Origin of the sequence: Nereida sp. NH-UV-3 (genome assembly GCF_042939535.1) — a bacterium.
GTDB classification, from domain to species: Bacteria; Pseudomonadota; Alphaproteobacteria; order Rhodobacterales; family Rhodobacteraceae; genus Nereida; species Nereida ignava.
The window spans coordinates 1-13,973 of record NZ_CP132157.1; the positions used below are offsets into that span (position 1 = coordinate 1).

A 13,973-nucleotide genomic window follows, 5' to 3' on the forward strand; every position below is an offset into this window, starting at 1 on the left:
ATTCTGGCGATCTACACTCTTGGCTGGCGGGGCTTTTTGTATCTGCTTCCCGTTGCTGTGGGGCACTTCATGACGCTCAGTGATTGGAACAGTAACTTTGACGAATTAATCACGATGGCTGTGCTATCGCTTTTGGCGCCGTTTGTTTCATTCAATATATTGCGTTGGTCACGGGTGATCGCGCCACAGCCTCCGACATTGCGTCTTAATTGGCGCGAGCTTTTGTGTGTGGGGCTGCTGTCAGGCTTCTTGAACTCGATCCTGCTGACCATCGGTTTTGACCAAGGTCTGGAAGAGGTCGCGTTCATCACGATCGGGGATGTATTGGGCTTCTTGGTTGTGTTGCTTGCGGCGATGTTGGCGATGCGCTGGATGCGCTTTGCGCGCCATCAATCAAAGCGCGGTTGGTTGGCATAGTAACGTGGGCTTAGCAGGGGAGTGCCCTTAAGCGCTCATCGCCATGAGTTCTGAACGCAACTGCTCTGAACGCTGCAGCGTGTGTTCCGTACGGGCAGCCAGATATGTCATCAATTCTTCACGCAACTGAGGTGACAGAGCGAGGGTCTTGCGGCTTTTCTTTTCACCGGGGACGACAACAAAACTTCCGTTTTCAATGCGCGACTTGATGAACGTGTAAATGGTCATCGAGTTTTCAGTCCGCGTTTTCAAACTGTCGATGTAGTTCCAAATCCCATACTCGGTGTTGCCGTTCAGCTTAGCCACCAGCAAAAGAAGTTCCCATTTGACAATACTTTTTGAGAAGTCAGCCAGCGCTGATTTTGGCGGTAAGCTCTCCAGAACTTCCAATTCCAATTCCACTAGCATCTTAGAACTCCTGTCTTGAAACTTAATTCGCGATCTTGTTCGTCCTATTGGTTTATTTTTATAGCAAAAGCGGATTCGCTGTTTCTATAAAAATGGCCAATAAAGTATTATTTAGATACTTTAGTGTGTTAAATTCATGTGAAAAGATTGAATCGATACCCTGATACCAAAGAGAGGCTGGGTATCATATGATACTGATAGGCGTCCTGTAGTCCCTTGGTGACACTAATAACGGGCGAATAAGAAAAAGCCCGCCAAACCAAAGGCTTGACGGGCTTTAAGCTGTTGAGTGTGGCGCTGACACTAGTCGCGCAGGGCCAGCTCCTGAATACGCGCAACCGGCGACCAGAAGTACTCAAGGATAGTTCGCTTGCCAGAAACCACATCTACCGTAGCAGTCATGCCTGGCAGCAGCGAAACGGCAGTCCCATCGTTAAGTACCATATCGCCAGACATTGCGACGTCCACAATGTAGAACGACTGTGTCTCGCCCTCGCGGACAGGGGTCGCATCTGGGCTGATGTTGGTGACGAAACCATCCAGCGTGCCGTAGCGAGCGGAGTCGTAGGCTGACAGACGGATGCGCGCCAAATCATCAACCTTAATATTAGAGATGTCCTTGGGCGCGATGCGCGTCTCAATTTTTAGCGCATCGTTCGTTGGCACCAGTTCAAGCACCGCGTCACCCGCCTTTACGAAAGCGCCGACTGTGCGAAAATTCAGACGGTTTACGATGCCATCTACAGGGGCGGCAATCACAGTACGCTCAATCCGGTCTGATAGGGCAGGGAGGGCCTTCTCAAGTTCTGCGCGTTCCGCCACTGTCTGCGCAAGCTCTTCCATGGCTTGGCGCAGGTATGTGTCTTTGCGGTTGGCAATCTCGCTTGTAATCTCTTGGATCGAGGATTGTGCGGCAAGGACAGAGGCCTCAGCATCACTGAGCGAGCCAATCGCTTGTTCGCGTTCACGCTTAAGCGCGAGCAGGCGAGTTTCTGGGGCAATATTTTCGCGGACCAGCGGCTCGACCACAGCGATCTCATCTTTAATGAGCGCCAACAGGTTAGTGGCAGTTCCAACAGATTGGCGAGACGAGTTAAGCGTGGTCTCTTTTTGCGCACGGCGTTCTTCCAAGATCGTGATCGCGCCCTGAAGTTCGCGTTTGCGCGCTTCAAAAAGGCTCAGCTCATTGGCGCCAATCTGAACAGATGACCCGACTATATCCGTAGAAGGGGTGAAATCTGTGCCTGCGATTTCAGCTTCAAGGCGGGCGACCTTGATCTTGAGGGTATCAAGACGCTGGAACATCCGATCGTATTCGGCTTGCGCTTCAATCGGGTCGATCTCAAACAAGATCTGACCTGCTGTAACGCGGTCGTTTTCAAGCACGTTACGGCGCAACACGACGCCAGATTCTGCAGATTGCACCAATTGGTTTTGCATCTGCGAAACAATTTTGCCTTCACCGCGAGTGACGTTGTCAATTTCAGTCACTGCGGCCCAAGTCAGGGCGATCCCGAGAAAACCTGCAATGGAGAAGAGAACCACTGAGTTGCTGGCGCTGTTGCGGCCGGACATCTCGCGGGAGAGTTTTTTGAAATCAGTACTGCTCATGTCGGATCACTTCTGTGCGGCTTTAAGTTGGGAGGGGGGGCTATCGAGCATGATCGCACCACGATCAATCACCAGAACGCGGTCCACCATTTTCAGCATTGAGTTGCGGTGGGTAACAGCAAGCATCGTTTTGCCGTCCATTGCAGCGCTGAGGCGTTCAATCGTTGCTGCCTCTGATGCGGTATCCATAGAGCTGGTCGGCTCATCAAGGATCAAAATGTTGGGATCATGCAAAATGGCGCGGGCCAGATTGATAGTCTGCTTTTGACCACCAGACAGACCCACACCGTGCTCACGGATCATCAGGTCATAGCCGGACGGGTGGCTGCCGATAAAATCATCAACACCTGAAATTTTTGCCACCTTAAGGATATGCTCGTCGTCGTATTCAAAGTAGCCCATTTGCAGGTTTTCACGCACCGTACCGGAGAAAAGCCACGTTTCTTGAAGCATGACACCGACGTTGCGCAAAAGGTCTGTTTTGTCGATTTGTCGAATATCAACGCCGTCGATCAAAACCGCACCTTCGCTTGGAGTGAGAAGTCCTGCAGCAAGGCCTGAGAACGTGGATTTGCCCGAGCCCATTTTGCCAACAAGTGCAACTTTCTGACCCGCCGGAATTTTCACCGACAGGTTGCGGATGATTGGCTCATTGGCGCCCGGGAAGCTGTAGCTTACGTTGCGAAACTCGATTTCTCCGCGCAGAACCGGACGGCTGAGGCGTTGTTGAATCTCATCCTCGGGAGAGGTTTCGGTCATCAACGAGCCGAGTGAGCGGTAGGCTTGGCGTGCAGAGTTTGCACGCGCAAGTGCTGCAGCCAGTTGCGACAGCGGTGCAAGCGTACGGCCTGCCAAGATAACTGACGCAATCAAGCCACCCATCGTTGTGCTGCCCTCACGGATCAGGAACACGCCGTAGAAGATAAGCGCGATCTGGGCAAACTGCTGAACGGACGCGGCGGAGTTGATCGCAAATTGCGAGAACATCCGGCTTTTTAGTCCCAATTCTGACTGGTTTGCCGAGGCTTCTTCAAAGCGCTGACGCATAAAACGGCCTGCGCCTGTTGCGCGGATCGTGTTCAAGCCGCTCAGGGTTTCAACAAGAACAGATTGCTTGGACATACCTGTTTCCATGGCACCGGAGGCAAGCTTTGCCAAAGCAGGCTGCACGGCAAGGCCAAGGATGATCACGATAGGAACTGCCAGCAAAGGCACAATCGCCAAGTTGCCACCGATCAAATAGATCACGAAAATAAAGAAAAAGATAAACGGCAAATCAACGATAGCGATCAGGGTGGCAGAGGTGAAGAAGTCGCGCAGCGTATCGAATTCGCGCACAACGCTTGCTACAGCACCTGATTTCCGGCCCTTTGCATCAAGGCGTAGATGCAAAATCTTGTCAAAGATCATCCGCGCCATAGTGACATCAGCGCGCTTGCCAGCGCGGTCAATGAAGTTGGCGCGCAATGACTTGATCACGAAGTCGAACGTCAGCGCGATCATCACACCTAAAGTCAGCGCAAATAGGGACTCAATCGCCTCGTTCGGGACAACGCGGTCGTAAACGACCATGATAAACAGTGAGGTCGACAGTCCAAGAAAGTTTGAAAACGCTGCGGCCAGAATAACCTGACCGTAGATCCACTTGCTTTTGGAAAAGGCGCTCCAAAACCAGTGACCGCCTTGGCCATTTTGTTTTGACTGCGCAGACTGCCGATACAGAAGTGTAAAGCCTGCGTATACCTCGGCGAACTCGTCGGCGCTGATGTCACGTGAGGTGAAATTGTCCTCAATAGACTGAACTGTGAGCGTGCCGTCCGGGTTTTTCTGCGTCACCAGAAACGGATTGCCATCTTCTTGGAAGGCAATCATCGGCAGGTGGCTTTCTTTAATAGCTGAAGCCTTCAACTCGCCAAAACTGGCGTCAAAACCCAGCTCATTAAAGATATAGACAACATCTTTGGGTCCAAACGGTGTTTCGCTCATTGGCGCCATATCCCGCAGCGCCGCAGTACTAAATGTGAGTGAAACGGTTTTGAGTGCGATTTTCAGCGTCTCAACAAGTGTTGCAGCGGCCTCATCAGTGGCGGCACTGTCACCGTCTACTTCGTATTCTTGGGTTTCAACGTCGATGCGCGCAAGTTCGACAGAGCCAGACTGCTCATCTGGTTGCGTGTCTGTTGCCTGCTCGGCGCCCTCAACGGAAGATGCGTCATCTTGCGAAGCGGCCTTTGGTGTAAGTTCGTTCATTTGTCTAACGCTTTAGTAATGTTTGATTGGGGGGCAGGGATGCCGAAGCTGGATAGAAGACGCCCCGACTGGGCAGCAATGCTAACATCAAGCTTCATGATCTCTGCGTCGATCTCAATGGCGCGGTCGGCAGTGCGCAGCGCCTGAATTTCCGCGTCAATGACGCGCTTCAGATCGGCTTGACCGGTTGCCAGTTGCTTTTTGAGCGTATCGCGTGAGGCGAGCACCTCTGCGTTTTTGGCGCGTATAGAAGACTGGCTACTTAACAGTGAGGCGCGGGTCTTCATCATTTGAGACAGCATCGCAACGGTTTCGCGCTTCTGCGTATCAAACTGCTGTTTCTCACGGGTCAGGTTGGCTTTGCGCGCGGCTAGCTCCGCATCACGTCGCCCGCCGTCGCCCAATGTCCAGCTCAGCTGAAGCCCGAGGGCTACGTCAGTACTGCTTGTTTCGGACATTGGGCTATCCACGCCAGCGCGTAAACCAACGCTTGGCTTCTTTTGTGCCGCTGCAATCTGAACGTCTTGTTCCGCGACCACAATTGATGCGGCTGTGCCACGCAATGCAGGATTACCCTGCCACGCTGTTGCAGCGTTTTTGCCGGTGGGCAGCGAGATAATTTGAGAAGGGCGCGCAACGGCACCTCCATCGTGTTTGAGATATTTCGACAAGCGGCTTTGCGCATCACTTACGCGCTCGCTCAGCCGCAGTTCTTCAATGTCGAGATCGTGTATCTGGATCTTGGCGCTGGCGACTGATGATTTGTCTACCATGCCGCTGGCAACGAGGCGGTCCATCTGTTGCACAATGTCGCGCCCTTCCTGTGACCGTTCGGCCAACAGAGCGCTGCGTTGTTGATACTGCCACAGATCAATCCAGGCAGAGGCCATGTCGGCCACGATGCCCGTGATGGCTTCCTCGGCTTGGGCCTCAGCTGTGATGACACGGGCGAAAGCCGCGTTGATCCCAGAGACTGATGCTCCGCCGTCGTAAATGAGCTTATTGACGGCCAGGCTTGCGCTGACGCCGGTGGTGTTTTCGGTGCCGGTTGTGTCTTTCTCGGAGACACCGCCCAATTGCGATTGCAAAGATACTTGCGGGGCGAGGGCGCTGTTGGCGACAGTCACGCCTTGGGCGGCACCTTCGATGGCCGCTTGCGATCCGGCATAGGCGCTGCTTGAGAGAGCTGCTGCTTTAATGGATGGTTGGTAATCTGTAAGTTTCACCGTGATAGCAGAATTAACCACATCCGCCGGCCCACTACTTATTATGTCACCGACTGCGTCCGAAACATATGCGCCGTTTGTAGGGGCTTGCGCACATCCCGCTACAAGGCCTAAAGCCACCAGACATGATGTGATTTTGGGGCGGAATAGCATGTGGAATTCTCCGGTGCTTGGTTACTGCATTTAAACCCCAAATAGTTAAAGCACCGCTGACAAGCCACAGAAATGTATACAGCAATTTATTATGTAAATAACCTACATAAATTGACTATTATTATTTAATAACAGTAATTTAATTGGGAATTAATGTAATTGAAAGGCTGTTTGGAATTGTGTTTTTTGGGACCTGATCGACACTTCCTGGCGACGAATCTCGCTGGGATATCAATCTAAACCGAGCAAATGCTCACGCCTTATGAGGGAAAAACACATGCAGGCTCTAGATATTAACAGCACGATGAAAAACGCCGAGAAAGTTGGCGGTTCTAGTGCAACCAGCAAGCTGGCGAAGGCTTGGGAATCCAAAAACGCCAAGAACGCTGCAAAAGCGTCTGGTCTCACATTGATGGCATTGTCGCTGTCAGCTTGTGGTGGATCCGATTCAACTCCTGCAGAAGTAGAAGCAGGAGATTCGAGTGGTTCTACTGTCACTCCCATCACTTTGAAAGTCCAAACCTCGCCGGACTCGGTTACTTTGACGTCTGGCGACGACGTAGTAGACGGTAAAGTCGCCAACAGTTTTGGTGATAAGGCGGATGTCATTGTTGATGCGTCGACCACTGACTCTGATGTAGCGAACATTTTTGTAACTGCTGCTCCTACGACTGGTTCGCTCTTGCAGAATATCGAAACCGTAAATTTGACTTTGGGTGGTGATGTTACGGCAACTGGTATGATTCTGGGCGCCAATGAAATCAATGTGAGTTCGACTGCTGCTGCGCACACACTGACTATGGCAGATGTTGCGTCGGGCACATCGATTAACATCGTGGATACGTCAGTTTATGGTGCCACTTCCGCTGCTGCCAACTTGACAGTTGATGCGGCGACTGCTGCTGCAGAGCTGAATGTAGGCGTCTCTGCTGGTGGCTCTACCACCTTGGATTATGACGGCAGCGGCCAGGTTGAGTTTGCCACGTTAAATATCAATTCAACTGGCGGTGTGGCTAATACGGTTGTTCTTGCAGACATCTCGCGGGAGCAGGCTGGCGATAAAATCGTTGTCACTGGTGATACAGATATCACGATCACAGGCCGTTGGGCTGATTTTGGATCTGATACATCATCAAGTGTTGAAGCTACTATCGATGCTTCCGAAGCTACTGGTGTTGTTGCTTATTCAAGTAAAGGTGACCTCACAGCATCACATATCCTCGATGCGTCCAAAATGACCGGTGTTGACAAGTTCATTCTAACTCACTCAGGCACTAAGGGTCACTCAATCGATGGTACCGTCAAAATTGACGACATGACCTCCGGGCAGATTGTTGAAATGAATGGTTATTCATCTGGGGCGGCTGCTGATGACCTCGTTCTTGAGCTGGCAGATGCTACATCTGCATCTGACGCGATCACCTTTGTGATGAACGACAAATTGGGTACTGAAAGCCAAGAAATTGACGATTTGACAGTTACTGGCGTCAACAATGTGACCATTGAATCTACTGGCATATCCGCTACAACGGCTGGGGCAGCATTAACTAACAGCATTGCAGACATTATCACTACTACCTCGGGTTCAACGTTGAACTTAACTGGTGACAAAAAGCTTGTTGTCGACGGTACTGTCGATGAGCTGTTCACCACAATAAATGCTGCAGCTAATACTGGTGGCGTTGATCTGACGATGGCGGATGTCGCTGCAAACACAGCATTCACCGGTGGTACAGGTAATGATCGCATCGACGTGCATACGAAGCTTACTTACGAAGACAATCTTGTTGGCGGCGCTGGTGAAGATACTCTCGTAATTGAAGCTGGTACTGCTGCATCGACAGCTGTGTTATCGAACACAGGCACCACTGGGAACACTGCAGGCTTTTCGGGTTTTGAGATCCTTGAGATCAACAATGCACTGGACTTAGCTACCAGTGGTGGTGATGTCACTGTCGACCTAACCAAAGAAGCCGGAATGAACGAGCTGAAGTTGGCAGCCGCTGTTACAGTTGACTCCAATGATACCTTTACAGTGAAGGCGGCAAGTGGTTTCACCCTGGAGCTAGATGGCAGCGGTGATATTGCGGGTGCGACAGGTGAAACTAACTTCATCGTTAGTGTTACTGACGCGACTACGGCTGGAACTGATGACGTTGTAAACCTTGTTTTGGATCAAGGTACGAGCAGCTCAGATCTCACAGGCCTAAGTATTGATGGTGTTGAGACGCTAAACATCGTTGAAAACGACAACCATGCGTCTAATACTTCTACCATTGAAGATATCCACGGTTCTGTACTGCAAACTATCAACATTTCGGGCGCGAAAAACAGCTCAAACGTTGTTGCCAAAAAAGTAGTTTTGTCTGACTTGAACACTTCGAACCTAAGCACTCTGAATGCTGCTGAGCATACAGGTGCGTTAGATATCGATGGTCTCGACAATAACTTCTCTGCTCTTGGTGCAACGATCACTGGTGCTGCTGGTGTTAACAGTATCCGTGGTGGTACTGGTTCAGATAGTATCACTGGTGGTGCATCGGCTGATACAATTTTTGGTGCGGATGGCCTGGATACTATTGTTGGTGCCGCAGGTGGTGACGTTCTCATCGGTGACGGTGGCGGCTCCACTAAGGAAGCAATGACGACTGTGATTGGGTCAGGTGGTTTCACTGCTTCCAGCGATACTATTGCTGTAACTATGTTCGGTGCAACTGTCACAGTTGCGTCTGCCGGCACCACCGCCACTGATACTGGCGCCGAAATGGATGACATTCTTGCTGCCGCAATCAATGACCACGCCATTTTGGGTAACTTGGTCACTGCTACTGCCACATCGTCTGGTGATGACGGTGGTATCACCGTTACTGCCGAAGTTGATGGCAACTTTACTGATTTTGACTATGTTTCCGGTGGCGGAGCTGGTGCAGTTTCAGGTGAAGCTGCGACAAATGGTAGTGCGTCGTCTGACGGTGTTGATACTATTACTGCAGGCACAGGTGCTGACTTTATTGCTGGTGGTAAAGGCGCTGATGTCATTAACCTCGCGGTTGATCAGCAAGCTGATACTGTAGTGATCCTAGCTGGCGGTTTAGGCGATGTGATTACCGGTTTTGAAAGTGGTGCAAACGGTACTGATGTAATCGTTTTTGCTAATGATCTGACTAAAAACGGCACTGCATCAGCCACTCTTAAGTCCATTACTAATGAGGGCACAGTAGCTGCGAACGACAGTTATATTGAGATCACAACTGCAACTGTAGCAGGTGGCGCAGATACTGCCGCCGAGATCGCAACTTTCCTCGATGGCCTCACAATCACGAACGTCGATGATTCAGCAAACGATATCGTTATGTTTGCTGTCAATGATGGAACTGATACTTATATCTGGCAATGGACTGAAGACAGTACAAACGGCGTGCAGGCAGATGACTTGGCCTTGGGTGCTGTTTTGAAAGGCGTAACAGATCTTGAAAACGGAGATATTGGCTTTATTGCGTAAATATCTTTGACCAAATTAAAGGGCACTCATACTCTGAGTGCCCTTTTCTGTATGGAAAATAGTAATGAAAATTCTTTGGGCAAACCTACATTGCCTGAGCGATACAACAAACGGTGCGTGTCGTTCAATCTCGACAATACTAAATAAATTAGCTCAAAAAGATAATGAGATCATTGCAGTTACAGCTGCTAATTTTGATGTGCTTACAACCTGCCCAGTAACTCAATACTTTGCAAAAAAAACAGATAAACAGCTTGTAAGGTACGAGCATTCGAATTTTACAGAAATTGTAATGAAGTCTGGCTCTGCAAGATCAGATGATATGACGAACAAAGAGTTATGGGGCTGGTTAACACAGGTACAGAGAGTTTTTAACGAGTGGCAACCGGATATTGTTATGTCTTTTGGAGCTCGGGTCGCCGAACAATGGCTATATAGGGAAGCAAAGTTACTTAACATTCCCACGGTTGCTTATTTGGTCAACGAAAACTATAAAAACCCTAATTGCTTCAATTATGTTAGCAAGATTATCACTGACAGCCAGTTTACAGCTAACTTGTACCGCACACGCCACGATCTCACAGTTCACCCATTTGGAAAGTTTATTGATTATGAAATGCGCAGAGAGCCTTCATCAGGTCATTCGCTCACATTCATAAATCCAATACTTACAAAAGGTGCACTATTGTTTTCTCAGATTGTTCAAGTCCTTAGAGAAAGAGGATTTACAGGGAATATTAACTGTGTTTCTGGCAGAGCGTCGTTAGTTAACTTGAAAAATTATATGATTGAGAAAGGTTACTCTGTTGACCACCTCAATACAGTTACTCAAGTAGATCATACTGACGATGTGCGTTCAATTTATAGGGATACAAAACTACTAATTGTTCCAAGTCTGTGGAAAGAGAGTGGTGCCCGAGTAATTGCCGAGGCTCAATGTATGGGTATCCCAGTTTTGGGTACAGATATAGGGGGTAATAAAGAAATGATCGGCGACGGTGGAGCGGTATTCCAGATGCCCACAAAATTTCATGAGGAGCCTTACGACTTGGTGCCTAATAAAAATGATATTGAGCCATTCGTTGACTACATTGAAAATCTCTTTACTGATAGTTCGCTATTCAACGACATCGCAAATAAAGCAATACTTCATGCCGAAAGAACTCACTGTATCGAACGTAACACGGAACGTTTAAATAAGTTCCTTAACCAGGTACTTCGGTGATTTGTGTCAATTTTTCTAAAATAGTGACATAAATTTTTTCCTTATAAAGGTAGTGCATAGTGAGAAAAAAAATAAAACAGACGTTGAAGATGGCAATCTTAGCGCACCAGTCGGGGGACGTTAAACATGCTGCTCAATTATACAAAAAAGTTTTAAAAATTGACGCGCGACAGTGTCATGCGCACCATAACTTAGGCACGTTAAAGTGGGCTAGTGGTGATCGTGAGGCCGCACTAAGCCTATTTAATAAGGCTTTGTGGATTGATCAGTCGATTCCTCAGTTTTGGAATAGTGCCATTGAGGCCTTAATCGAATTACGTGATGTGGCACAAGCAAATGACTTGCTAGAGAAGGCAAAAAATTCTGGTATCGTTGGGGTTGATTTTCAGGGTTTAAGAGCACGAATTACGCTTGTAGCGAACGAAGATAAGAAAGTGTTTCGGTCTTCAGCTTCCGAAGATAAATTTAATGACTTTTCCCAAGAATATATAGATCAATATAATATTTTAGTGGATCTTTGTAGCCAAGGGAAATTCGAGTTAGCTATAGACATGTCAAATGCTCTAATTTCAAAGACTGGTGAAAAAGCTACTCTACTCAAGATGCAAGGAATTGCTTTTAATGGTTTAGGCGACTATCGACAGGCGATAGATGTACTTAGAAAAGCGACGCTAATCAATCCAGTTGATTGTCAAGCCTACTATTATTTAGGACACTCATTCCTGAAAATACAAAGCTTTGAGGAATCCCTAGAGGCGTATAACAAGGCGATCCAACTCAATCCAAATATTGATTATTATCTGGCGCAGGCGGTTACTCTATCCAAATGCCGAACTTTGCCGGACGTAGTACAGGCCTATGATACAGCTGCAGAACTTTTTAGTTCACTATTGAATAGTACAACCCCATACCAAACCGCTGAGATTTTAAGCGCCAGGCAGAATATTGTTATTAGAACTCCTAATGATCAATGTGTGAAGCGGATACGTGCGCTGAAAGAATTTTCTACAGAAGTTCAAAGCTTAGTGGATTTTGAGCGATCTTCATTTATGCCGCAATTAATTGATGTAAATTACGAAAAAAAGTTTTATGTAACACCCTGCTATAAAAAGTTTGACTTTCTATCGGTTGAAGACCGGTCTGTTGAATTAAAGAATACTCTGCAGGAAATGGAACGGCTGAATTTACGACATAACGACTTATCTTTGTTTGACGAACTTTTTTTGGATGATAACGGAAATATTAAAATTATTGATTGGCAGTATGGTACGATTGGGAATGTAAAAGCAAATAAAGCGCGTATTTACAACGATAGATGTTTATTTCACGCGTATTCTTTTCTTCGAAAGAGTGACTGGACGGGCTTTGAGCCCTTACTCTTATTTTCGCCTGTTGCAAGTGAGGTGTCATTTAACCCTAGTAATGCGTTTGTTGTAGCGTCTTATTCGTTTGATCTCATCGGTGGAGTAGTTCACGAGGAGATGACAAAATTAATAGACGAAATAAATGGTAAGCAATTAAGCGTTTCCGGTGAATTGTTCGTTAGCCTGATATTTAGGAATGCTTCGTTTGAAATTCCGCAGAACTCGGTTGCAGTTGTTGGTTTAAGTGAGATAAAGAAAGCTATAGTCTCCCAGGCTTTATTTCAAAATGATTACATGAGCCGAATTTGGCGCTTTTGGTGGCAGCGCGAATTTGGGACTGACGAATCTGACCCTGTATTTCAGTATCGTCGAGCTGGGGTGGAACTACGCTATAATTTGATTTGTGATGCATTGCAGGCCGTTTCTAAAGACGATGTTATCGTTGATGTAGGTTCAAATGCGGGTGAGGTCTGTAAATTTGTAGTTAACTGTGGCTTCAATGTAATTGGGTTTGAACCGGATCCTGAGGTTTGGGAAATTTCGCGTTCAAAAAGCTTAGTGAATTGCTCTATCTATAATTCAGAGTTTGATGAAAAGAGATTGACTCAAAAGCCCGTAGGCGCTGCTTTGCTTTTAAGTGTATTTCATCGTATCTGGGCTATAAAAGGTCCAAAGCTAGCCTGTGAGGAACTGAAGCGGATCTCAAAGTGTTCTAATTTGATACTTTTTGAGGGAAGCAGCCATTTGCAGCGTTATGGTGCAGCGCGGCCTAGGTTTGAAAGTAACGACTTGGAGGGGTGCCATAACTGGCATATGGCACTTTTCAAAAGCGTCTTAACTGATTGGGATGTGGAATTTGTTGGTTATGTACCGCATACTTCGACAGAGCCTATGCGGTTATTCTATAAATTAAAGTACGTCGAATTAAAAAAACTTTTTATAGACTGTGGTGGCTATGATGGATGTTCAGCGATTAAGTTTTTGTCATCGAATCCAGAGTTTGATGCTGTTTCCTTTGAACCCAATCCAGAGTTATGGCGGTATTATGTAGATGTTCCGACGACGCTCATAAAAAAAGCGGCCTGGATCACAAACGGGGAGGCAGATTTTGGTCTAGATGTGAGAGATGCAGATGGGTCATCGCTAATTGAATCTAAGACGCTGGACTTTTTTGCTCAAGACAGTGCTATGTATCCGGTTAGCAAGATCAATGTACAAACAGTGGATCTTTCAGAATTCATTAGTCTTGCCAGTAGTGTATATGATCGAATTTTTTTGAAGCTTGATGTTGAAGGTGCTGAGTACGAGATCTTAAATAGACTAATTGCTACTAACACGATATCGTTAATTGACTGTATTCAAGCTGAGTTTCATTGGAATAAAATGGGAATGCCGGAAGAACAGCACAATGTGTTAGTCAACAAAGTCAAAGCGGCCACTCGTTTGGTTGAAGAGGAGTGGGATGCTCTGGGGTTTAGTGTACATTTGCGCGGCGTAGATATTCAAGAAAAACGTGCAATGGTTGTGCGCCAGAAGTTTGTAGACTTAAATAGGCGAACAAATCTCGATTTTTTCTTGGAAAGGTAAGTTACATTACCACAATTTTCCACCTGAAAATACGCTGGATTGCCTCGATCAGATGATGCTCGTTGATAATAGCAAATGAAAGATCAAAAATGGTGCGCAGGAGATGGAGGCGGTCAACTATTATCTCGAAATAGGATCAAGTTGAGGAGTTAGTGGAACAAGATATACTTAATTTGATTGTAACAACTTGAGCGACAAGTCGTTAGCAAATATATCACATTGGACCATAT

8 protein-coding genes are annotated in these 13,973 nt (G+C 47.4%); 4 read left to right on the forward strand and 4 right to left on the reverse strand.

Annotated elements, in window-relative coordinates:
• The first annotated feature begins 69 nt into the window (after positions 1 to 69).
• Complete coding sequence (locus NeNHUV3_RS00005) at positions 70 to 417, forward strand: hypothetical protein (protein WP_391481658.1); 348 nt, start codon at positions 70 to 72, stop codon at positions 415 to 417.
• Between the two features lie 27 nt (positions 418 to 444).
• On the opposite strand, the gene NeNHUV3_RS00010 is transcribed toward NeNHUV3_RS00005, so the two are convergent.
• The 4 genes from NeNHUV3_RS00010 to NeNHUV3_RS00025 all read right to left on the reverse strand — a co-directional run bounded on the left by NeNHUV3_RS00010 (position 445) and on the right by NeNHUV3_RS00025 (position 6,065).
• Positions 445 to 825 (reverse strand): hypothetical protein, encoded by a 381-nt coding sequence (locus tag NeNHUV3_RS00010; RefSeq protein WP_048599123.1) that lies wholly within the window; start codon positions 823 to 825, stop codon positions 445 to 447.
• 303 nt (positions 826 to 1,128) lie between these two features.
• Positions 1,129 to 2,436, reverse strand: a complete 1,308-nt coding sequence (locus tag NeNHUV3_RS00015) for an HlyD family type I secretion periplasmic adaptor subunit (RefSeq protein ID WP_391481660.1) — start codon at positions 2,434 to 2,436, stop codon at positions 1,129 to 1,131.
• A 6-nt stretch (positions 2,437 to 2,442) separates the two neighbouring features.
• Positions 2,443 to 4,686 (reverse strand): type I secretion system permease/ATPase, encoded by a 2,244-nt coding sequence (locus NeNHUV3_RS00020; protein WP_391481661.1) that lies wholly within the window; start codon positions 4,684 to 4,686, stop codon positions 2,443 to 2,445.
• Positions 4,683 to 6,065: a TolC family protein gene (locus NeNHUV3_RS00025; RefSeq protein ID WP_391481663.1), complete on the reverse strand. Its 1,383-nt coding sequence runs from the start codon at positions 6,063 to 6,065 to the stop codon at positions 4,683 to 4,685. The genes NeNHUV3_RS00020 and NeNHUV3_RS00025 overlap by 4 nt, the downstream gene beginning before the upstream one ends.
• A 277-nt stretch (positions 6,066 to 6,342) precedes the next feature.
• On the opposite strand from NeNHUV3_RS00025, the gene NeNHUV3_RS00030 reads away from it, so the two are divergent.
• The 3 genes from NeNHUV3_RS00030 (at position 6,343) to NeNHUV3_RS00040 (ending at position 13,743) form a co-directional block, all read left to right on the forward strand.
• Positions 6,343 to 9,567: a beta strand repeat-containing protein gene (locus NeNHUV3_RS00030; RefSeq protein ID WP_391481664.1), complete on the forward strand. Its 3,225-nt coding sequence runs from the start codon at positions 6,343 to 6,345 to the stop codon at positions 9,565 to 9,567.
• A 64-nt stretch (positions 9,568 to 9,631) separates the two neighbouring features.
• Positions 9,632 to 10,792: a glycosyltransferase gene (locus tag NeNHUV3_RS00035; RefSeq protein WP_391481666.1), complete on the forward strand. Its 1,161-nt coding sequence runs from the start codon at positions 9,632 to 9,634 to the stop codon at positions 10,790 to 10,792.
• Positions 10,793 to 10,881: 89 nt separating this feature from the next.
• Positions 10,882 to 13,743, forward strand: a complete 2,862-nt coding sequence (locus NeNHUV3_RS00040; protein ID WP_391481668.1) for an FkbM family methyltransferase — start codon at positions 10,882 to 10,884, stop codon at positions 13,741 to 13,743.
• Positions 13,744 to 13,973: the final 230 nt, after the last annotated feature.